Origin of the sequence: Pseudoxanthomonas sp. PXM02, from assembly GCF_014851805.1 — a bacterium.
In the GTDB taxonomy this organism is placed as follows: Bacteria; Pseudomonadota; Gammaproteobacteria; order Xanthomonadales; family Xanthomonadaceae; genus Pseudoxanthomonas_A.
This window is the reverse complement of record NZ_JACVAK010000005.1, coordinates 110,496-133,142: the sequence shown is the minus strand read 5'-3', so window position 1 is coordinate 133,142 and position 22,647 is coordinate 110,496. Positions and strand designations below refer to the sequence as shown.

The following is a 22,647-nucleotide window of genomic DNA, read 5'->3' as shown; positions in this document are numbered from 1 at the left end:
TGTGACGCCTTCCCTGCCTTGATGTTCCCGCCCGCATGACCGAGTCCAGCGACGCCCCTCTGGCCGATCCCGTCAGGTACGACGATGAAGAAAAGTACCTGGTGCACGGCGAGTACGCGATCCGGCAGCTGCTGCAATCGCTGATCGACAAGCGGGCGCTCGTCAGCGGCTGCGCCATGCCGCGCAACCACACCTTCCCCACCTCCGTGGTGGAAGTGCTGGAGGACGAGGATGCCGTGCTGATCGATGGCAGCGCCTCGGAGACGATCAACCGCAGCATCGAGGAATCCACCCACGTCACCTGTGTGTCGCGGCTGGAACGCATCCACGTGCAGTTCAAGCTGTACGACCTCCAGCGCGTGCAGAAGGACGGACAGACCGCGTTCCGCGCCGCTCTGCCGGAAAGCATCCTGCGCCTGCAGCGTCGCGAGTTCTACCGGCTGCAGGTGCCGGTGACGCAGCCGATGGAATGCGCCATCCCCACGCGCCATCCCGACGGCGAGACGACCTATCGCAACTACCGCGTGCTGGACATCAGTGGCGGCGGCATCGCCCTGGCCGTCCAGGCCGAAGAGCCGACGCTGCAACCGTACAAGGAGTTTCCGGGCAGCCTGCTGCACCTGCCCGACAGTGGTCCGCTGAGCGTCCGCCTGATGGTGAAGAGCCTGCATCGCCAGCTCAACCAGAACGGCAGCGAGAGCTGGCGCGCCGGCTGCCAGTTCACCGACATGCCGCGTGGCGGCGACGCGCTGATCCAGCGCTACATCTTCCGGCTGGAGCGCCAGCGCAGCGCCCGCGAACGTGGCGCAGCGTGACCGGCGTCGACGTTTCGACCACCACCCGTCGGTTCTGACCGCCTCCGGCTCAACCCCGCCGACCCGCCGCCGATACCCCGTGTAACGCTCCTGACATACAGGCGTGGCTGCGCTGCGGCCATTCCCGTGCGCCGGGAATCGCACCGCCCCATCTGCACGAGGCCGCCATGTCATCCGCTTCCACCCGCTTCTCCTCCCGCAGCATCGCCACGCGCGTGATGTACGGCACCGCCGTCGTCGCCCTGCTCGCCTTCGGCGTTGCCGCCGCGGCCAGCTACCTGCGCAGCAGCCAGTCGCTGCTCGCCGGTGCGCGCACCACGATGGAAGGACTGGCCAATCTGGAAGCGCAGCGCATCTCCGGCGAACTGACCGGAGCGTTCGACACCAACGCAGCGCTCGCGCATGCCCTGCTCGCGCAACGCGCCGGCGACGGCATCAGCCGCGCGGCGGCCAGCACCATCTTCAAGCGCCAGCTGGAAGCCCATCCGGAATGGGTCGGCGTGGGCACGTTGTGGGAACCCGACGCGTTCGACGGCAAGGACGCGGAGTACGTGTCCGCGGAAGGCCACGACGACACCGGCCGCTTCATGAGCTACTGGGCGTGGAGCGACGGCGCCCCGCTGCAGGAAGCCCTGCGCGACTACGAAGTGCCCGGTGCCGGTGACTGGTACCTGCGCCCGCGCGAGCTGAAGCGCCAGGTGGTCGCCGAGCCCTACGTCTACAAGATCGCGGGCAAGGACGTGCTGATGACGACCCTGTCCACGCCGGTGCTGGACGACGGCAACTACGTGGGCGTGATGACGGTGGACTTCGCCCTGCAGTCGCTGCAGGAGCGCATCGCCAAGCTGACCCCGATGGACGCGGGTTTCGTGCGCCTGCTGACCCCGGCCGGTGTGGTGATCGCCGACCAGGATGCGGCATCGGTCGGCAAGCCCTATGCCGGCGCGCAGGCCGCCGAGGTCATGAAGCAGATCGCAGCCGGCGAGCCGGTGTTCCGCGAAGCCACCGACGCAACGGGTGAGGCGGTGATGGAAGCCTATGTGCCGCTGCAGATCGGCGCCGCCCAGGAGCGCTTCGCGCTCGGCGTGGTGGTTCCGCGCGCGGTGCTGATGAAGGAAGCCCGCGCCGTGTTGTGGACCGTGGTGGCGGTCGGCGCGCTGGGCGCCGCCCTGCTCTGCGGTGCGGTGTTCTGGCTGCTGCGCCGCCAGGTCGCCAAGCCGTTGGCCGGTGCCGTGCGTGTGGCCGACGACATCGCCCGCGGCAAGCTGGACAGCGAGATCGACGCGAGCGGTGACGACGAGATCGGCACGCTGATGAAGGCCATGCGCAGCATGCAGGGCAACCTGCGCGAGCGCATCGAGCGCGACGCCGTGGTGGCGAAGGAAAGCCTGCGCATCCGCACCGCGCTGGAGGACGTGACCACCAACGTCATGATCGCCGACGCCGATCGCACGATCGTCTACGCCAACCGCCCGCTGATGAAGATGCTGACGGACGTCGAGCAAGACCTGCGCCGCGACCTGCCGGCGTTCGACGTGCAGACCGTGATCGGCAGCAGCATCGACATCTTCCACAAGAAGCCCGAACACCAGTCGCGCATGCTGGCGCAGCTGCAGGGCACGCACCGCGCGCAGATCAGCGTGGGCGGCCGCATCATGCAGCTGATCATCAATCCGGTGACCGACGGCGAAGGCCAGCGCATCGGCTACGTGGTCGAGTGGGCGGACCGCACCCACGAAGTGATGGTCGAGCAGGAGGTCAGCCGCATCGTGCGGGCCGCCGTGCAGGGCGACCTGAGCGGACGCATCGCCGAAACCGGCAAGCAGGGCTTCCTGCTGGCGCTGTCGCAGCAGATCAATGGCCTGCTGGGCACGATCTCCGGCAGTGTCGAGGCCGTGTCCGGCGTGCTGCAGTCGTTGTCCAAGGGCGATCTGACCGCGCGGATGGACGGCGACTTCCATGGCGTATTCGCCACCATGCGCGACGATGCCAACGCCACCGTCGCCCAGCTGACCGACATCGTCGGCCGCATCCAGGATGCCTCGGGTTCGATCAACACCGCCGCTGGCGAGATCGCCTCGGGCAACAGCGACCTGTCGCGCCGCACCGAGCAGCAGGCGGCCAACCTGGAAGAAACCGCCGCGTCGATGGAGGAACTGACCTCCACCGTGCGTCAGAACGCCGAGTCCGCCCGCCAGGCCAACCAGCTCGCCATCGGCGCCGCCTCGGTCGCTTCACAGGGTGGTGATGTCGTCGGCAAGGTGGTCACCACCATGACCGACATCGAGCAGTCGTCGAAGAAGATCGCCGAGATCATCTCGGTCATCGACGGCATCGCCTTCCAGACCAACATCCTGGCGTTGAACGCCGCGGTGGAGGCCGCGCGTGCGGGCGAACAGGGCCGTGGCTTCGCGGTCGTCGCCAGCGAGGTACGTACCCTCGCCCAGCGTTCCGCGAACGCAGCGAAGGAGATCAAGGGCCTGATCGAGACCTCGGTGGACAAGGTCGCCGACGGTTCGGCGCTGGTGAACCAGGCCGGCGCGACGATGGCCGAGATCGTGGCATCGGTGCAGCGCGTGACCGACATCATGGCCGAGATCTCCGCCGCCTCGCAGGAACAGAGTGCAGGCATCGAGCAGGTCAACCAGACCATCACCCAGATGGACGAGACCACCCAGCAGAACGCCGCGCTCGTGGAAGAAGCCTCCGCCGCCGCCCGTTCGATGGAAGAACAGGCGGAAGCCCTGGCCGAGGCCGTGTCGACCTTCCGCCTGGACGGCCACGGCAGCGTCGCGCGGCTGGTGCAGGAGCGCGTCTCCCGTATCGGCGGCGCCCGCCACCCGGTGACCGAACCGCACGCCTGATGTTCCCCTAAAGAAACCCCGCCCGGGGCCGATCTAGGCCTTGACCGGTTCCGCCCCGGGAACCCCGACCCCTTACCGGCTGCAACAGGAGCCCGACGAATGAGCGACAAGAAGACCCAGGCCGCGGCGAGCGCGGACGAGTTCCTCAGCTTCACCCTGGGGGACGAGCACTACGGCGTGGACATCCTGAAAGTCCAGGAAATCCGTGGCTACGACTCGGTGACCCGCCTGCCGGACGCACCGGACTACATCAAGGGCGTGATCAACCTGCGCGGCACCATCGTGCCGGTGATCGACCTGCGCCTGAAGCTGCGCCTGAAGGAAGCCCGCTACGACGCCTTCACCGTGATGATCGTGCTGAACGTGGAAGACCGCGTGGTCGGCATCGTCGTGGACAGCGTGTCGGACGTGCTGGCACTGAACGCCGAACAGATCCGTCCCACGCCGGAATTCGGCGCCAGCGTCGACACCCGCTTCATCTCGGGCATCGGCACGGTGGACGAACGCATGCTGATCCTGCTCGACATCGAAACGCTGATCGACAGCGCCGACCTGGGCCAGCCGCTGCCGGAACAGGCGGCCGCCTGATCCGTCGCCGGGCGACCGGCAGGATGACATCCATCGAAGACCGCGTGCCGCGAGGTGCGCGGTCTTCGCGTTTTCCAGGCTTGTCGTCCCCGCACTGCCGTTCGTCGCAAATCCCTTCACAAGACTGAAAGTTTGCGCCGCGCCGCCGATAAACAACACGGGACGTAACGGTCCCCTCCTCCTCCCTGCGCCCCTGCTGTCGTCCGAGATCGCCATGTCGTTCATCGCCAAGATCGCCGCTCCTCTCTCCTCCCTGCCGCTGAAGCGCCGCTTCCTGATCCAGACCGCCCTGGTCGCCGTGGGCGTCATCGCGCTGGCCGTCATCGCGGCGCGCATGCAATACCTGGATCTCAACAGCACGCGCCAGGCGGGACTCAAGGCGCAGACGGAAATGGCCCTCGGCGTGATCGAAGGCTATGCCCAGCAGGCCAAGGCCGGCACGCTGGACGAAGCGGAAGCGAAAGCGCGCGCGCTCGCGACGCTGGCGACGATGCAGGCCAACAAGGGCGTGGACTACTTCTTCGTCACCGACGAAGCTCCGACCATGCTGATGCACCCCACGCGTCCCGACCTGATCGGCAAGCCGCTGCAGGACGTGCTGAGCCCGGACGGCAAGCGCATCTTCCCGGAATTCGTGCGCGTGGCGAAGGCCGGCGGCGGCCACGTGGACTACGCCTGGGCGAAGGCCGGCGAGGAAGATCCCGTGGCGAAGACCTCCTACGCCGCGCTGTACCCGCAGTGGGGCTGGGTGATCGGCACCGGTGTTTACCTCGATGACACGCAGGCGCAGGCGCTGCAGTTCACCTTCATCATGACCGCCGTCGGTGGCCTGATCGTGCTGCTGAGCATGGCGATCAGCTGGGTCATCGGCCAGTCCGTGCTGGAGCCGGTGGCGCGTGCGCTGTCGGCGATCAAGGGCGTCTCGCGCGGCGACCTGAGCGTGCGCACCGGCCACCATGGCCGCGACGAAGTCGGCCAGATGCTCAAGGCCACCGACGAGATGGTGCACATGCTGGAGCGCTTCTCGCACGAGACGCGCGACATGATCCGCCTGCATGCGGCCGAAGACATCGCCCACCGCATGCCGGAGGACTTCCCCGGCGTGTACGGCGAGTTGGCCGGCGGCATCAACACCATGATGTTCGAGCACCTGGACGCGTTCCGCGATGCGATCGGCATCCTGGAACGCTACGCCAGTGGCGACCTGAGCCAGGATGCGCGCCGCCTGCCCGGCACGCGCGCCTTCCTGCACGAGGCCATGGATGCCGCCAAGCAGAGCCTGCTGGCGATCAATGGCGAGATCAAGCGACTGGCGCAGGCCGCAGCGGCCGGCGACTTTACCGCGCGCGGCGACGAAACCCGCTTCCGCCACGATTTCCTGCAGATGGTGCAGGGCCTCAACGCGATGATGGCGACCAGCGACCGTAACCTGGCGCAGCTGTCCGCCCTGCTGCGCGCGATTGCCGATGGTGACCTGACGGCGCGGATGGAAGGCGACTTCCACGGCGTGTTCGCCACTATGCGCGACGACGCCAACGCCACCGTCGCCCAGCTGACCGACATCGTCGGCCGCATCCAGGATGCCTCGGGCTCGATCAACACTGCCGCCGGCGAGATCGCCTCGGGCAACAGCGACCTGTCGCGCCGCACCGAGCAGCAGGCGGCCAACCTGGAAGAAACCGCTGCGTCGATGGAGGAATTGACCTCCACCGTCCGCCAGAACGCCGAGTCCGCCCGTCAGGCCAACCAGTTGGCGATTGGTGCGGCGAGCGTGGCGTCGCAGGGTGGCGAGGTGGTCGGCAAGGTAGTCACCACCATGTCCGACATCGAACAGTCGTCCAAGAAGATCGCCGAGATCATCTCGGTCATCGACGGCATCGCCTTCCAGACCAACATCCTGGCGTTGAATGCCGCGGTGGAAGCCGCCCGTGCGGGTGAGCAAGGCCGTGGCTTCGCCGTGGTGGCTTCGGAAGTGCGCACGCTGGCTCAGCGCTCGGCCAACGCTGCCAAGGAGATCAAGGGCCTGATCGAGACGTCCGTCGACAAGGTCGCCGATGGCTCGGCGCTGGTGAACCAGGCCGGCGCGACGATGGCCGAGATCGTGGCCAGCGTGCAGCGCGTAACCGACATCATGGCCGAGATCTCTGCGGCCTCGCAGGAACAGAGCGCCGGCATTGAGCAGGTCAACCAGACCATCACCCAGATGGACGAAACCACCCAGCAGAACGCCGCGCTGGTGGAAGAAGCCACGGCTGCTGCCCGTTCGATGGAAGAACAGGCGCAGGCTCTGAGCGAATCGGTGGCAGTGTTCAAGATCGAAGCCGCGGTCAGTGCGCCTGTGCGCAAGGCCATCGCGGTCGCCACCACGCCGGCACCGAAAGCCGCAGCCAAGGCCGTGGCCCGCAAACCCGCCGCGCGCAAGCCCGAGCCGGCGCTGGCGGACGGCGACTGGCAGGAGTTCTGAGCGGTCGGACCCGCTTCGCATCCGCCCCGTGACCGCGTTCAAGTAATCCGGATCGCGGCCGATACGTCACCAGAAGGCCCTCCTCCCTCGCCCCGATGACCGTCGCACCTACCGCCCACGACGACGCCCGACGCCCGACGCCCGTGCCCCGCGAGGAGGCCGCATGCTGCGTCGCACGTTGAACGCGCTGACGCCACTGCGCGATGCCCAGGCGCCGGTCGAACCGGCGCAGGACAGCCTGTGGCACGTCCTTGAACAGTCGGTCGATGCCGCCTTCGTCATCGATGCACGCCACCGCGTGGTGCTGTTCAATCCGGCCGCGGAAGCCCTGTGGCGATGCCGGCGCGAGGACGTCCACGGTCTTCCGTTCACCCGCCTGCTGGCCGATGCACAGGCCGACGGCAGCATCGACGCCACGCTGGCTGCGCTGCTCGGCAGCCATCGCGATGCCATGCTGCTGCGCCAGGACGGCAGCGAAAGCGCCTGCTCGGTCTCGATGTCGAAGGTCGTGGTGGGCGAGCACGTCTTCCACACCGCCTTCGTCCGCGATACCAGCGACCAGCAACGGCAGCTGGCGCGGCTGCGGCAGCTGTCGATCGTGGTCGACAGCAGCGACAACGCCATCTTCATCAGCTCGTCCGATCGCGAGGTCGTCTACGTCAACAGCGGCTTCACCCGCATGCTGGGCTACCGGCTGGAAGAGTTGCGCGGCATCAAGCCCGCGGACCTGCTGTCCGGCCCGCATACCGATGCCTCGCTGGATGAGCGCATCACCCGCGCGATGGCGGCCGGCGAAGGCCTGCAGACCGAAGTGCTGCTGTACACCAAGGCGGGCCGCCCGCTCTGGCTGTCCACGGCGATCAACCCCGTGCATGACGAGGATGGTTCGCTGCTGGGCCTGGTCAGCGTGCTCAGCGACATCACCCAGACCAAGATGCACCAGGTACTGCACAACAAGGTGCTGGATGCGCTGGTGCACGAGTGGAACGTCGCCGACGTGATGACACTGATCTGCCGCGAGGTGGAGCACATCGCGCCGGAGCTGACGGTCTCCATCATCACCGTGGACAGCGAGGGCCTGATGCATGCCCTCGCCTCGCCCAGCCTGCCGGAAGCCTGGGCACGCAAGATCAACGGCCTGCCGATCGGCCCGCGCGCGGGCGTCAGCGGCGTGGCCGCGTGGCGCGGTCGCGCGGTGTTGGTGAAGGACATCGCCAGCGACCCGCTGTGCGCCAACACCCGGCACCTGACTACCCCGCTGGGGCTGCGCGCATGCTGGACGCATCCGATCAAGTCGAGCAGCGGCCGCGTGCTGGGCACGCTGTCGTTCTACTACCGCGAGAACCGCGGACCGGACGAACTGCACGAGCGGCTGGCCGACACCTGCTTGCATTTGTGCTCGCTGACGCTGGAGCGCGAGCAGACCAACGAGCGCGTGCACCAGCTGGCGTTCTACGACACGCTGACGGGCCTGCCGAACCGCATCATGTTCAGTGCCAAGGCCGAACAGGCGCTGGCCAACGTCGCCCAGGCCAACAGCACGGCCGCCGTGCTGTTCATCGACCTGGACCGCTTCAAGCGGGTGAACGATGCACAGGGCCACGCGGCCGGTGACGGCCTGCTGCGCGATGTCGCGGCGCGCCTGAGCGAGGAGCTGGGTGGCATCAACATCGTCGGCCGCCAGGCCGGCGACGAATTCGTCGCGGTGTTGCCGATGTGCAGCACCGAACAGGCCGGCAGCATGGCCGAGCGCCTGCTGGGCGCGATCGCGGCACCCACCGCGGCCGGCCTGATGACCCTGCATCCCAGCGCCAGTATCGGCGTGGCGATGTTCCCCGACGACGGCCGCGACATCGACCTGCTGGTGCGCCATGCCGACATGGCGATGTACCGCGCCAAGACCGACGGCGGCCACGGTTTCCGCTTCTTCAGCGTGGACATGAACCGCCTGGCGCAGGAACGCGTCTCGCTGGAGACCGCGTTGCGCGAGGCGTTGCGGCTCGACCAGCTCGACCTGCATTACCAGCCACAGGTCGGCGGTCGCGACGGGCTGGAACTGTATGGCGTCGAGGCGCTGCTGCGCTGGCAGCACGCGGACCTGGGCGTGATTCCACCATCGCGCTTCGTACCCGTCGCCGAGGAATGCGGCCTGATCGCCGACCTCAGCCTGTGGGTACTGCGCAAGGCCTGCGCGCAGATGGCCGACTGGCGCCGCCGCGGTGTCGACATTCCGCGCGTGTCGGTCAACGTGTCCGCGATCAACTTCCGCGATCCGCAGCTGTCGCTGCAGATCTCCGACCTGCTGGACGAGCACGGACTCCTGCCTGAAGACCTCACGCTGGAGATCACCGAGAGCGTCATGCTCGATCCCGACCCGGACGTGCTGGAAAACATCGAGGCCATCTACGTGCTGGGCGTGCGCCTGTCGCTGGACGACTTCGGTACCGGCTACTCCAGTCTCAGCCACCTGCACCGTCTGCCGATCAGCGAACTCAAGCTGGACCAGAGCTTCGTGCGCGACATCGATACCAGCGCCATCGCGCGCACCCTGACCTCGTCGGTGCTGCGCATCGGCGAAAGCCTGGGCATGAAGGTCGTGGCCGAAGGCGTGGAAACCGAGTCGCAGCACCGCTTCCTGACCGAGCAGCGCTTCCCCGTGCTGCAGGGCTACCTGTTCTCGCAACCGCTGCCGGCAGGTCCGCTGGAAGAGTGGCTGCGGACCCAGGGCTACGCCGCCGTGCGCGAGGCGGATACCGGGCACGTCCCGGCCTGATCGCAACGCGCATTCCGGCGCGGCCGGCGCGCGAAATGTGACACGGCTCCCAATCGCGAACACCCGCTCGTCCCGCTGGCGCCACCGCCTCAAGTTTGATCCCGGCGGGCCGATCTCAGGCGGTGAGTCTTTCTCTCTCTATCCCTGCCCACCCGGAGTTACTGGCATGAAGATCGCATCCGTCCTGACCCTGTCCATCGCCGTTGCTGGCGCCGCCCTGCTGATGCCGGCCGCCCCGGCCAACAGCCAGTCGCAGATCGACAACGCCATTCCGGCCGACATGGCGTCCCGCTTCACCGGCAAGGCCGGCACCGTCTGCGGCAAGGTGGGCAAGGCCCGTTTCGCCGAGAACACCGAAGGCACGCCGACCTTCCTGTACATGGGCGGCAACTTCCCGCGCCACACCTTCACCGCGCGCATCCCGGGCGACGCCCGCGCCAAGTTCAAGCCGGCCCCGGAAGAACTGGAAGGCAAGGACGTCTGCGTGATCGGCACCATCGAGCGCGACCAGTCGCGCGCCGAAATCGTCGTCAACTCGCCGTCGAACCTGAAGCTGGCCACGATCCGCTGATCCGCTGATCTGCTTCGCGGGCAGGGCGCCATGCCCTGCCCGTCCCGGTCGCATCTGAGAGTGGCGCGGCGCGCGCCCCGGTAAAGGAAAAAGAATCCCATGCAGCGGATCAAGAACCTCAAACTGACGACGAAGATGATGCTCGCCTTCGGCGTCGTGCTAGCCCTGATGTTGATCCAGGGCATTGCGGCCTTCGTGGGCCTGAACTCGTTGAACGGTGCCACCACCCAGGTGACCGGCAACGTCCTGCCCAGCGTCAAGGCCGCAGGCGACCTGCAGAGCCTGCTGGGCGAGTACCGCACCAATTCCTACCGCCAGCACGTGCGCGCCAGCGACGCCGTCAAGGCGGAAGCCCGGAAGCTCGCCGGCGAGACCGAGAAGCGGATCGACCAGGCGAGCAAGGACTACGCCAAGCTGATCACCCAGCCGGAAGAAAAGAAGGCGTACGACACCTTCACCAAGGAATGGAAGGCCGCGCAGCAGTCCTACGCCGACGTGCAGGAAATGCTCGACCTCGGCCTGCCGGATGACGCCGTGGATACCTTCATCGGCGCCACGCGCGACCAGCACCGCAAGGCGACCGCCGCGCTGACTACCCTGATCAATGTCGTCGACCAGCAGGCCAAGACGGCCAGCGCGGACGCCGACAGCACCTACACCGCCTCCAGCACGCTGATGGTCATCATGCTGCTGGCCGGCATCGTGGGCGGCCTGGCCCTGGCCTGGTTCTTCGCCCGCGCCATCGCCAACGCCGTCGGCGAAGCCGTCCGCGTGGCCAACGATGTGTCCGCCGGCAAGCTGGACGGCAAGATCGACACCAGCCGCTCCGACGAAGTCGGCCAGCTGCTGACCGCCATGCAGCGCATGCAGACGCAGGTGCAGTCGGTGATCACCGCGCAGAGCGAGATGGCTGCGCGCCACGACGAAGGCCAGATCAGCTTCCGCATGGACGACAGCGCGTTCCCCGGCGAGTACGGCCGCATGGTGCGCGACACCAACTCCCTGGTCGCCTCGCACCTGCAGGCCATCGGCGATGCGCTGAAGATCATGCAGCGCTACTCGGTCGGCGACCTGAGCCTGGACATGCCCAAGCTGCCCGGCGAAAAAGCCAACCTGACCGAAACGATGGACGCCACCAAGGCCAACCTGTCGGCGATCAACGGCGAGATCAAGCGCCTGGCCATGGCCGCTTCGTCCGGCGACTTCACCCAGCGCGGCGACGTGGACAAGTACCAGTACGACTTCCGCGACATGATCGACGGCCTGAACCAGCTGATGGAGACGACCGACGAGAACCTGGCCGAAGTGTCCGAACTGCTGCAGGCGATCGCCCGCGGCGACCTGACGGCCCGCATGGAAGGCGACTTCCACGGCGTGTTCGCCACCATGCGCGACGACGCCAACGCGACGGTTGCCCAGCTGACCGACATCGTCGGCCGCATCCAGGATGCATCCGCGTCGATCAACACCGCCGCCGGCGAGATCGCCTCGGGCAACAGCGACCTGTCGCGCCGTACCGAGCAGCAGGCCGCCAACCTGGAAGAAACCGCCGCCTCGATGGAGGAACTGACCTCCACCGTGCGCCAGAACGCCGAGTCCGCCCGCCAGGCCAACCAGCTGTCGATCGGCGCCGCCGGCGTCGCATCGCAGGGTGGCGAGGTGGTCGGCAAGGTCGTCACGACGATGCGCGACATCGAGCATTCATCGAAGAAGATCGCCGACATCATCTCGGTCATCGACGGCATCGCCTTCCAGACCAACATCCTGGCGCTCAACGCCGCGGTGGAAGCCGCCCGTGCCGGCGAGCAGGGCCGTGGTTTCGCCGTGGTCGCGTCGGAAGTGCGCACGCTGGCCCAGCGTTCGGCCAACGCCGCCAAGGAGATCAAGGGCCTGATCGAAACCTCGGTCGACAAGGTCGCCGACGGCTCCAAGCTGGTGAACCAGGCCGGTGCCACGATGGGCGAGATCGTCGCCTCCGTGCAGCGCGTGACCGATATCATGGCCGAGATCTCCGCCGCGTCGCAGGAACAGAGCGCCGGTATCGAGCAGGTCAACCAGACCATCACCCAGATGGACGAAACCACCCAGCAGAACGCCGCACTGGTGGAAGAAGCCTCCGCCGCCGCCCGTTCGATGGAAGAACAGGCTCAGGCGCTCAGCGAGTCGGTCTCGGTCTTCAAGCTGCATGCCCACGCCACGCCCGCGGCTGCGGCCAAGCCGGTGAAGCCGGCGACCGCCACGGTCGCCAGGCCCGCCGTCGTCCGCTCCGCCTCCCCGGCGGTGCTGGAACCCGCCCTGGCCGAAGGCGACGACTGGCAGGAGTTCTGAGGCATACCGCTTGCATCGGTAGCGGCATGACCCGGTGTCCCGTCCCTGCGACGGGACACCGGCCACGCAACACGCGCTTTCCCGTCCCTTCGAGACCTCCATGTCCGTCAGTACCCGCCCGACCAGCCCAGCTGCCTCGATCCGACGGACCCCTTCGCTGCCCGCCCACGACGAGCCGGCCGCCAGCGGCACGCGCGATTTCGAATTCGATGACCGCGACTTCCGCCGCGTCGCGGACCTGATCCGCCAGCGGGCCGGCATCGCCCTGGCCGACGGCAAGCGCGACATGGTCTACGGCCGCCTCTCGCGGCGCCTGCGTGCGCTCGGCCTGCGCAGCTTCAAGGACTACCTGGACCAGCTGGAGCGCGACGGCGGCGACGAGTGGCAGGCGTTCACCAATGCACTGACCACCAACCTCACCTCGTTCTTCCGCGAGCCGCACCACTTCGAGCGCCTGCAGGAAGAACTGGCCAAGCGCCGCCACGACGGACCGTTGAAGATCTGGTCGTGCGCCGCTTCCACCGGCGAAGAGCCCTATTCGATCGCCATTTCCGCCTGCGAGGCCTACGGCACGCTGACGCCGCCGGTGCGCATCCTGGCCACCGACGTGGATACGCAGGTGCTCGCCACCGGCGAACGCGGCGTCTATCCGGTCGAGCGCATCGCCGGCCTGAGCGACGCGATGAAGCGCCGCTACTTCCAGCGCGGCAGCGGCCCCAACGAAGGCAAATGCCGCGTACATCCGGCACTGCGCCAGCTGATCGAGTTCCGCCCGCTCAACCTGCTGGCCCCGCGCTATGACGTGGCCGGTCCGTTCGTGGCGATGTTCTGCCGCAACGTGATGATCTACTTCGACAAGCCGACCCAGCGCGGCATCCTGACCCGCCTGGTACCGCACCTGGCCGACGACGGCATGCTGTACACCGGCCACTCGGAAAACTACCTGCACGCCGCAGACATCATCCAGCCCTGCGGCCGCACGCTGTACCGTCGCGCCGGGGCCGCTGCATGAGTGCCGCCGCAGCCGCCTTCGCCGATGGCAGCGTGATGCGCTACCACGACATCCGCTTCAAGACCGACGCCGCCAAGCTGCTGCCCACGCAGTACCTGGTGGTGGACGACCACACCGCGCTGGTCACCGTGCTCGGCTCATGCGTGGCCGCGTGCATCCGCGATCCGCTGCTGAAGCTGGGCGGCATGAACCACTTCCTGCTGCCCGACGGCAACGTCGGCGACGGTGCGCCCGCGCGTTACGGCAGCTATGCGATGGAACTGCTGATCAACGACCTGCTCAAGCGCGGCGCCGCCCGCAGCCGGCTGCAGGCCAAGGTGTTCGGTGGCGCCAACGTGCTGAAGGGCTTCACCAGCAATCCGGTCGGCACGCGCAATGCCGAATTCGTCCGCCGCTACCTGGAAGCCGAGCGCATCCCGGTGGTGGCCGAGGACCTGCGCGGCATCCATCCGCGTAAGGTCTGGTACTTCCCCGATACCGGCCGCGCGGTCGTGCAGCGCCTGCCGCACGCCCACGATGCCGAAGTGCTGGCCGCCGAATCCGCAGCCCGCGCCCGCCTGTCCAAGGCTCCCGTCACCGGGGGCGTGGAGCTGTTCTGATGAGTACGACCCCTTGCCGCGTGCTGATCGTCGACGACTCGGCGGTCGTGCGCCAGATCCTGACCGAAATCCTGTCCCGCGACCCGGGCATCGAGGTCGTCGGCTCCGCCGCCGATCCGCTGCTGGCGCGCGACAAGATCAAGCGCCTCAATCCGGACGTGATGACGCTGGATGTGGAAATGCCGCGCATGGACGGCCTGGCGTTCCTGGAGAACGTCATGCGCCTGCGGCCGATGCCGGTGGTGATGATCTCCTCGCTGACCGAGCGCGGCGCCGACACCACGCTGCAGGCGCTGGCGCTGGGCGCGGTGGATTTCGTCTCCAAACCCAAGCTCGATGTCGCCAGCGGCCTGCAGGCGTACTCGGAAGAAATCATCACCAAGGTCAAGACCGCGGCCAAGGCGCGCGTGCGACCGCTGGCCCGTACCGGCGCGCCGCGCGTGGGCCTGGATACCACCCTGCCGCCCCCGCCCCCGCTGCGCTTCCGCACCACCGACCGCCTGATTGCCATCGGCGCCTCCGCCGGCGGTACCGAAGCGCTGCGCGTGGTGCTGGAGCAGATGCCCGCCGACGCCCCCGCCATCGTGCTGACCCAGCACATCCCGGCGGGCTTCAGCCGCGCCTTCGCCGAGCGTCTGGACCGTCATTCGGCGATGGCCGTGCGCGAAGCCAGCGATGGCGAAGCCATCCTGCCGGGCCACGCTTACCTGCCACCGGGCGGCCAGCACATGCGGATCATTCGCGACGGTGCCCGCTGGCGTGCCCGCATCGATGACGGTCCGGCGGTCAACCGGCACAAGCCGGCGGTCGACGTGCTGTTCCGTTCGGTCGCGCAGGCCGCAGCCGGCAACGCGGTCGGCGCCATCCTCACCGGCATGGGCGACGACGGTGCGCGCGGCCTGCTGGAAATGAGCCAGGCCGGCGCTCCGACGCTGGTGCAGGACGAAGCCACCAGCGTCGTCTGGGGCATGCCCGGCGCCGCCATGCGCATGGGCGCCGCCAAGGAAGCCCTGCCGCTGGAGCGGATCGCCCAGCGCCTGCTCGACCTGGCCGCGGCGATCGCCTGAGGAGCGGTCCACATCTGTCTTGTGGGAGCGACGTAAGTCGCGATGACGGGACCACGATGCCTGAACGAAGAGCATCGCGACTTACGTCGCTCCCACAACAGCCGGGCGCGCGAGCGGCAACGGCAGTCACAGATCACCCTCAACCCGGAAACCCGCGGAATTCCCGCCTAAAGAGCCGATCCGCACGGCCGATACTCATCAGTGAGCTTCAGCAGAGAGCACCCATGTATTCGCGCATCCTGGTTCGTTTGGCGGCACCCCTCATCCTCACCCTGCTGTTCCCGGTGTCGGTCGGTTTCGACTGGCCCAGCGCCTTGCAATGGGCCCTGCTGACGTCGCTGACGCTGGCCTGGCTGATCTTCGCCTGGCTGACCGTTACCCAGTCGCACCAGATCTCCCCCGAGCACGCCAGCGTCGTGCGCGAACAGGATGCCCTGCTGACCGAACTGCGCCGCTTCGTGAACAACGAGATCGAAGGCTCGCGCAGCGAGATCGACCGCGCCCGCGAACTGATCCGCGAAGCGGTCAACAACCTGGGCGGCAGCTTCGACGCGATGAACCGCAAGTCGCGCGAACAGAGCACCGCGATCTCCCGCATCATCGACCGCAACGGCGAAGGCGACCGGGCCGGCGTGGACGTGGCGCGCTTCGCGCAGAACGCCAGCCAGCGCATGGAGCAGCTGGTCGAGGCGCTGGAACAGGTGGCCGGCCAGAGCGGCACCACCGTGCACCACATCGACGACATGGCGCAGCACCTGGACGGCATCTTCTCGCTGCTGGAAGACGTCAAGTCGATCGCCGACCAGACCAACCTGCTGGCGCTGAACGCCGCCATCGAAGCGGCGCGTGCCGGTGAAGCCGGTCGCGGCTTCGCGGTGGTGGCCGACGAAGTGCGCAACCTGTCCGAGCGCTCCACCGCCTTCAACGAGCAGATCCGCAAGCTGGCCCACAGCTCGAAGGAATCGATCGCCAAGGTGCGCGACACCGTGTCGAACATGGCCTCGCGCGACCTGGACCGCTCGCGGGAAGCGCGTAGCGAAGCCGCCGGCATGCTGAACCAGGTCGCCGCGATCAACGCCTCGCTGGGCGACGGCATGCGCGAAGTCTCGATGTGCGGCCACGCCATCGACGCCAGCGTCGCCGATGCGGTCCGCTCGCTGCAGTTCGAAGACATCGCCACGCAGTCGCTGGGCAGTGCACAGACACACCTGGACCGCCTGACCGCGATCAACAAGGAAGCGCTGGCCCTGCAGGAACTGCTGCACCGCACGGGCGGCGCCACCGACAACGAACTGCTCAGCGCGCTGCGCCTGATCGGCAACCGCCTGCGCGACCAGCGCACGGAGTGGGAGCGTCCGCCGCACAAGCCGGTCGCTCAGCAGAACATGGGTGCGGGCACGGTCGAGCTGTTCTGACCTGCTGACATCTGAAGAACGACACGACGGGGCGGCCAGCGATGGCCGCCCCGTTGCGTTCCGGGCATCAGCGCGCCATCCGCCCGCGGCATGGCTGGCATACTGCGGACGTTCCCCTCCGCGCACCGCCCATGTCGACGCCTTCATCCCCCCTGCTGATGCAGCTGTTCCGCCTGCAGGAAGCCGAGCGCCATCGCGTCGGCCGCGCCCTGCACAACCAGGTGGGCCAGGCGTTGTCGGCGATCCGGATGGGCGCGCACCTGGTGCAGTCGGAAGACGATGCCGAGGTGCGTGCGGAAGACTTGCAGGAAATCATCCGCGCCAGCGACGAAGCCGTCGCCATCGTGCGCGACCTGCACGCCACCCTGCATCCGCCGCAACTGGATTCGATCGGCTTGGATGCCGCGCTGCGCGCCGAGTACGAACGGCTCTTTCCCGGCGCTGCCTTGACCCTGGCGCCGTTGCCTCATGCACCGGCGACGGACACCGCGCTGGTGGCGTTCCGCATCGCGCAGGTGCTGCTGCGCGCCGCGGGCGCTCAGCCGGCCGTGACGCTGGCCGGCGATGGCGACGCGGCGGGCACGTTCACGCTCGACCTGTCACCGGGCATCGGCGACATCGCCGAGCGGCCGCTGCTGCACGCGCTGGCGATCGCGGTCGGCGGCGAGCTCGAGGCCGTTCCGGGCACGCCGTGGCGACTTCGCCTACCCTATGCGGCCCCCTCCTCCGCATCCGCCGATCCCGCGTGAATTCCGAGCACGCCCACCTGCCCCGCCTGCCGCGCCTCGGCGCTGGCGAAGCCGACCTGCAGCGCATGGTCGAGGCCGCCACGAACGACGGCACGCCGTTGATGTTGCTGTACCTGGACATCGACCACTTCCGCTCGATCAACGAGAACATGGGCGTGGAGGTCGGCGACGAAGCGCTGGCCATCCTCAGCGACCGCCTGCAGCAGGCCCTGGGTCCGGAAGCGCGCGCATGGCGCCACGGCAGCGACGAATTCATCGTGGCAGTGCCGCGCCTGCCCGGCACGCTGCCGCCGGAGCGTTTCGGCGACCTGCTGCGCGAGCAGATCGAACTGCCGATGACGGTGCTGCCGTACACGCTGTTCCTGACCGGCACGCTGGGCGTCGCACTGTGCCCCGAACATGCGGAGACCGCCTCGGGCCTGCTGCAGTGCGCGGAAAGCGCCATGGAACAGGCCAAGCACGAGGGCATGAACCTGGTGCGCCTGTACCGGCGCGGCGCCGCGATCACCGCGCGCAGCGACAGCATCATCGCGCGCCAGATCGTCAACGCGATCCACCACAACGAACTGCGCCTGTTCTACCAGCCGCAGATCAACGCGCACGATGGCCGCGTGGTCGGCATGGAAACGCTGCTGCGCTGGTACTCCCCGGCGCTCGGCCTGCTGGTGCCGGAGCGCTTCATGCACGTGGCCGAGAAGCTCGGCGTGATCGTGCAGATCGGCGACTGGGTGCTGCGCAATGCGTTCAAGCAAGCGCGCGTGTGGCGCGACTGGGGCTTCGATGACTTCGAGATCGCGGTCAACGTCTCCACCCTGCAGCTGCTGCGCCCCAGCTTCGTCTCCGAAGTGCTGGAGGCCATGCAGGAAGCCGGCATCCCGCCGCAGATGGTGGTGCTGGAAGTCCGGCAGAACGCGCTGGCCAAGGACATGAACCTGGTCCATCGCACGCTGGCGCAGCTGCATCGCGAAGGCGTGCGCCTGACGCTGGACGATTTCGGCATGGGCGATTCAAACCTGGATTCGCTGGTGCGTTTCTCGGTGGACAAGATCAAGATCGACCGCAACTTCGTGAAAGGCGTGCCGTCCGGCCCCCGCGAAGTCGCCATCACCTGCGCCATCATCGCGATGGGCCACCAGCTGGGCATGAAAGTCATCGCGCACGGCGTGGAGACCGATACCCAGTTGGGCTTCCTGCGCCGCAATCAGTGCGACATGTTCCAGGGTCATCTGTTCGGCGAACCGATGTCGGCCGAGGACGCCGGCGCCGTGCTGCGCCGCCGCTATCTGCGCGCCGACGCCTTCGCCGCCACCAAGCCGGACCGCACGCTGCTGCTGCTGGACGACGAGGAAAACATCCTGCGATCGCTGGTGCGCCTGTTCCGCCGTGACGGCTACCGCATCCTCGCCGCCAGCAACGTCACCGACGCGTTCGAACTGCTGGCGACCAACGACGTGCAGGTGATCCTGTCCGACCAGCGCATGTCCGACATGAGCGGCACCGAGTTCCTCGGCCGCGTGCGCTTGCTCTACCCCGACACCGTGCGCCTCGTGCTGTCCGGCTACACCGACCTGGCGACGGTGACCGAGGCGATCAACCGCGGCGAGATCTACCGCTTCCTGACCAAGCCATGGAACGACGACGACCTGCGCGAACACATCCGCCAGGCCTTCACCACCTACGAGAACCAGCCGCACCACCGCGCCCATGCCTGACGCGGATGCACCGACGCCGGACGGCTGGTGCCTGTATCTGCTGGAATGCCGCAACGGCGCCTGGTACGCCGGCATCACGAACCGCCTGGACGCACGCTACGCCGCGCATGTCGCCGGTACCGGCGCGAAATACACGCGGGCGAATCCACCTGTTCGCGTGCTGGCCAGTCGCGGCTATCCGGATCGCAGCGCGGCCTCGCGCGCCGAGGCGCAGCTGAAACGGTTGCCCAGGGCGAAGAAGCTGGCGTTTTTCGATCCCTGCTGAGGTGTATGCGGATGTGGGAGCGACGTAAGTCGCGAACGCAGCAACCGAACCATCATGGCGCCATCGAAGGCGACCGACGCCCGCCGCACGGGTCAAGTTCCAGAACAACCGGATTCCCTGATCGCGACTTACGTCGCTCCCACACCTGCAGGCATCGAATCGTTCACGCCGCGTCGGCGGCAGGCTGGCGGATCGGCAGCGTGATGCGGAAGCAGGCGCCGGCGCCGGGCTCGTTGCGCGCTTCGATGCGGCCGTTGTGCTTCTTGACGATGCCGTAGGAAATCGACAGGCCCAGGCCGGTGCCGCTGCCTACCGGCTTGGTGGTGAAGAACGGATCGAAGATGCGTTGCAGGATCTCGTCCGGAATGCCGTGGCCGCTGTCCTGGACTTCGACCCAGACCTCGTCGCCTTCCACGCCGGTACTGACGTTGATGGTGCCGCGCTCGTCGATGGCATGACTGGCGTTGAGCAGGATGTTCATGAACACCTGGTTCAACTCGGACGGACGGCACTGCACCAGCGGCAGCTTGCCGTAGTGCTTTTCCAGCGTGACCTTGTACTTCAGCTCGTTCCAGATGATGTTGATGGTGGAATCCAGGCCGGCGTGCAGGTCGGCGGATTTCCAGCTGTCGTCGCGGCCGGAGTACGAGAAATCCTTCAGGTTGCGCACGATCGCGGTAACGCGCTCGATGCCCTCGCGCGACTCGGACATCAGCTGCGGCAGGTCGCCGGTGATGAAGTCGATGTCGGAACGCGCGCGCAGGTCCTCGATCTCGGGCAGCATCACCTTCGGGTCCGGCAGGCGCAGCGCGCGCTCGTAGACCTCGATCAGCGAGAACAGGCTGTGCAGGTATTCCTGCAGCGAACCAAGATTGGAGTGCACGTAACCGATCGGATTGTTGATCTCGTGCGCGACGCCGGCGGCGAGCTGGCCGATGGAGGCCATCTTCTCGGACTGCACCAACTGTTCCTGCGCACCGGCCAGGCGCACCAGCGTCTGCCGGAGCTGCGCATGCCGGCGCTGCAGTTCCTGCTGGCGCGCATGCGCCTCGCTGACATCGTGGAACACGACCATGCAGTGGCCGCCGCCAGGACTGTCGTGGAAGTACGCGCGCACCTGCAGCACCAGGCCGTCGTCGAGGGTCAGGTCGGCGTTCCAGCGACCGGTCTCGCGTGCGGTGCGGATCGCGTCAGCGGGCAACAACCGCGACAGCGCCGCCAGCGGGTCGCCGTCATCGTTGACCAGGGCGCGGGCGGCGGCGTTGGCATGCAGTGGGCGCGCATCGCCACGGCACAGCAGGTAGCCGTCGTCCATCAGTTCGGCCAGCGCCTTCAGATCGGAGAAGCTGGGGATGTCATCCGTGGCGCAGGCGCCGGACGGCGGATTGTTGGGCGGGGCTGTGGCCACGGATGCATCGGGTGGCGGCGATGGGGCGCCAGTATCCGGCGCGGCCGCGGGGGCGGCAAGGTGCGGGGTCGCAGTTTGCGGATCGGGCACCGGGCTTAGGCGACAGCGAGCGGACGCGGTGCGGACGTCGTGGACGTCTGGCCCTGCGCATCGTAGGCGCCATGGCTTTCGGTGCGGCCCAGGTGGCGCAGCGCCCAGTTCACTTCACGTCGGCGGCGCGCCAGCAGGATGCCGTTGGCGTGGTTCAGTTCGGCCAGTTCGGCCAGTCGCGCCTGCATGTCTTCGGAAAAGCCGAAGCCGGCCGCGGCCGCTTCCAGCGCGCGCAGCGCGTCGAGCTTTTCCTGCGTGGAGCGCACCAGCGCTTCCACGTCGTGCTCGACGATGGCGCGGCGTTCCTCGTCCAGGGCCGCGGACAGTCGCTGGAGAGGGGCCTGCGTCATCGGGATCAACGACCCAGCTGGTCTTCCAGGCCGAGCATGCCGTCGGCGATGGCCTCGGCGTTGACCTTGTACGTGCCGGCCTGCAGGGCCTCACGCACGGCCTGCACACGGGCCTCGTTGATCGCCGGGGCGCTGGCCAGTTCGCGCTGCATGGCCTGCAGGCTGGTGGCTTCACCGGTCAAGCGCAGGCTGTCGCCCGCCGCACTGGCTTCCACGGGGCTGGAGCGATCAGCGCCTGCGGACGCCACGCGGCCGCTTACGGGGCCGGTGGTGCGGATGGCGGCAGGGGGAGTGCCTTCGATTTTCTGGTTCATGTCAGTCACCTGTCACAGGGTTCATAGGAGTTATCGGCCGCAGCGTTTCCGACTTTAGTGACGGAAGCCACATTTCCGAAGAAGGTCCGGTTTGTACCCGGTCTACTTCCACCCACGTTCGGTATCGGCCACCCCGGGTGCAACTTTAGGGCGACCTGGCAATTATTTTTCATCGGCTGACCCAGACGTCGCCGCCCGGCCCCACCACGCCCTGCACCACACGGCGCGAGGACAGGTTTTCGACGGTGACCCGCTCGTTCTCGCCGGCATCGGCGAGCGCCTTGCCGGCCACGCGGACTTCCACCCCGCCCCGGCGTGAGACCAGCGCGACGTTGTCACCGCGCCGGACCAGCCGCTGCGCGACCAGGTCGGTCGCGGCCAGCACGGCACCGGCCGACAGCATGCGGCGCGCGACGCGGCCGACCGCCTGCGACGGATCGGCCACCGCAGCACCGACGATGCGCGAGGCATCGCGGCGCTCGGCGACGAAGGCATCGGCGGTGATCGTCTCGCCCGGCGCGATCCCCCGCGCCAGTACCAGCACCGTCTGGCTGCGACGCACGCGCACCGGCACGAACAGGCGCCAGCCGGCGTCCTGGGGGCAACTGACTTCGACGCTGTTGCTGCCCTGGATGCGCGCGACCAGCGCGGCACCACAGCGCGGCAGGCGCAGGGCGGGATCCAGCGTGGCCTCGGCCTCGCTGCCGGCGGGCAGCGCGCCGATCGCGGCCGCCTTGATGCTGTCGACCGGCTGGAAGTCCGCGGCCAGGACGGCGCAGACGGTCAGTCCACCGATCAGGGCGGTCATCAGGCGCAGCAGCATGGGCGGGCTCCGGTGGTTCATCGGCGGGGAAGGTGCAAGCGGTGTGCCAAACGGTGTTTGTTCGCGGGACCTTCGGTGTGGTGTTTCTTGACGCAGAGGCATGGCGCCGCTGGCTGCGGGAGCCTCTGGAGCCACCCTAGTTACATCCGATGAAGGCTTTGCGCTGCTGCCGTTCGGACCCCCATGAGGCACGGCGAGTGGGCCGGGTAAAACCCAAAGGGCGCCGTCATGGATGACGGCGTTTTCGTATGGCACAGGGATGTGCCATACGAAAATTCCCGGACCGCTCGCGAACCCGCAGCGCAGCGGAGGGCGTGCCGCCTGGGGTGTGTTTCTTTGCTTCTTTCTTTGCACAAGCAAAGAAAGAAGGCCCCCGCGGCGAGCGGTGCCATGCCGGCGCTCCGAAAAGACCATCCCTCCAGGCCCAGGAATTCAACGCA

17 protein-coding genes and 1 pseudogene are annotated in these 22,647 nt (G+C 67.8%); 14 read left to right on the top strand and 4 right to left on the bottom strand.

What is annotated here, in order from left to right; all coding sequences use genetic code 11:
- The first annotated feature begins 35 nt into the window (after positions 1–35).
- The 14 genes and pseudogenes from IB225_RS18910 to IB225_RS18845 all read left to right on the top strand — a co-directional run bounded on the left by IB225_RS18910 (position 36) and on the right by IB225_RS18845 (position 19,222).
- Positions 36–815: a flagellar brake protein gene (locus tag IB225_RS18910; protein ID WP_192314063.1), complete on the top strand. Its 780-nt coding sequence runs from the start codon at positions 36–38 to the stop codon at positions 813–815.
- Between the two features lie 167 nt (positions 816–982).
- Positions 983–3,592: pseudogene (locus tag IB225_RS20680) on the top strand (methyl-accepting chemotaxis protein); the annotation flags it as partial.
- Between the two features lie 186 nt (positions 3,593–3,778).
- On the top strand, positions 3,779–4,267 hold the full coding sequence (locus IB225_RS18900) for a chemotaxis protein CheW (protein ID WP_192267748.1): 489 nt from the start codon (positions 3,779–3,781) through the stop codon (positions 4,265–4,267).
- Positions 4,268–4,481: 214 nt separating this feature from the next.
- A complete protein-coding gene (locus tag IB225_RS18895) occupies positions 4,482–6,731 on the top strand; it encodes a methyl-accepting chemotaxis protein (protein ID WP_192314057.1) in 2,250 nt (749 codons plus the stop codon).
- Positions 6,732–6,894: 163 nt separating this feature from the next.
- A complete protein-coding gene (locus IB225_RS18890; RefSeq protein WP_192314054.1) occupies positions 6,895–9,504 on the top strand; it encodes an EAL domain-containing protein in 2,610 nt (869 codons plus the stop codon).
- A gap of 223 nt (positions 9,505–9,727) precedes the next feature.
- Positions 9,728–10,075, top strand: a complete 348-nt coding sequence (locus IB225_RS18885; RefSeq protein WP_192314413.1) for a hypothetical protein — start codon at positions 9,728–9,730, stop codon at positions 10,073–10,075.
- 99 nt (positions 10,076–10,174) lie between these two features.
- Positions 10,175–12,403 (top strand): methyl-accepting chemotaxis protein, encoded by a 2,229-nt coding sequence (locus IB225_RS18880; protein WP_192314051.1) that lies wholly within the window; start codon positions 10,175–10,177, stop codon positions 12,401–12,403.
- 100 nt (positions 12,404–12,503) lie between these two features.
- Positions 12,504–13,415, top strand: coding sequence for a CheR family methyltransferase (locus IB225_RS18875; protein WP_192314048.1), 912 nt, complete (start codon positions 12,504–12,506; stop codon positions 13,413–13,415).
- A complete protein-coding gene (gene cheD / locus IB225_RS18870) occupies positions 13,412–14,014 on the top strand; it encodes a chemoreceptor glutamine deamidase CheD (RefSeq protein WP_192314045.1) in 603 nt (200 codons plus the stop codon). The genes IB225_RS18875 and cheD overlap by 4 nt, the downstream gene beginning before the upstream one ends.
- Positions 14,011–15,081, top strand: a complete 1,071-nt coding sequence (locus IB225_RS18865) for a chemotaxis response regulator protein-glutamate methylesterase (RefSeq protein WP_192314410.1) — start codon at positions 14,011–14,013, stop codon at positions 15,079–15,081. Before cheD ends, IB225_RS18865 begins: the two co-directional genes overlap by 4 nt.
- A gap of 224 nt (positions 15,082–15,305) precedes the next feature.
- Complete coding sequence (locus IB225_RS18860; RefSeq protein ID WP_192314042.1) at positions 15,306–16,496, top strand: methyl-accepting chemotaxis protein; 1,191 nt, start codon at positions 15,306–15,308, stop codon at positions 16,494–16,496.
- 131 nt (positions 16,497–16,627) lie between these two features.
- Positions 16,628–17,245 (top strand): histidine kinase, encoded by a 618-nt coding sequence (locus tag IB225_RS18855; RefSeq protein WP_192314039.1) that lies wholly within the window; start codon positions 16,628–16,630, stop codon positions 17,243–17,245.
- Positions 17,242–18,957, top strand: coding sequence for an EAL domain-containing protein (locus IB225_RS18850; protein ID WP_192314036.1), 1,716 nt, complete (start codon positions 17,242–17,244; stop codon positions 18,955–18,957). The genes IB225_RS18855 and IB225_RS18850 overlap by 4 nt, the downstream gene beginning before the upstream one ends.
- Positions 18,950–19,222 (top strand): GIY-YIG nuclease family protein, encoded by a 273-nt coding sequence (locus IB225_RS18845; RefSeq protein ID WP_192314033.1) that lies wholly within the window; start codon positions 18,950–18,952, stop codon positions 19,220–19,222. The genes IB225_RS18850 and IB225_RS18845 overlap by 8 nt, the downstream gene beginning before the upstream one ends.
- A gap of 163 nt (positions 19,223–19,385) precedes the next feature.
- Here the strand turns inward: IB225_RS18845 and IB225_RS18840 are convergent, their stop codons facing one another.
- The 4 genes from IB225_RS18840 to flgA form a co-directional block, all read right to left on the bottom strand.
- Positions 19,386–20,537, bottom strand: coding sequence for an ATP-binding protein (locus tag IB225_RS18840; protein WP_192314406.1), 1,152 nt, complete (start codon positions 20,535–20,537; stop codon positions 19,386–19,388).
- Positions 20,538–20,725: 188 nt separating this feature from the next.
- On the bottom strand, positions 20,726–21,070 hold the full coding sequence (locus tag IB225_RS18835) for a flagellar protein FlgN (protein ID WP_192314030.1): 345 nt from the start codon (positions 21,068–21,070) through the stop codon (positions 20,726–20,728).
- 5 nt (positions 21,071–21,075) lie between these two features.
- Complete coding sequence (flgM, locus tag IB225_RS18830; protein WP_192314027.1) at positions 21,076–21,384, bottom strand: flagellar biosynthesis anti-sigma factor FlgM; 309 nt, start codon at positions 21,382–21,384, stop codon at positions 21,076–21,078.
- Positions 21,385–21,553: 169 nt separating this feature from the next.
- Positions 21,554–22,207 carry a flagellar basal body P-ring formation chaperone FlgA gene (gene flgA / locus IB225_RS18825; protein ID WP_225584088.1) on the bottom strand — a complete coding sequence of 218 codons (654 nt, stop codon included), beginning with the start codon at positions 22,205–22,207 and terminating at the stop codon, positions 21,554–21,556.
- Positions 22,208–22,647 lie beyond the last annotated feature (440 nt).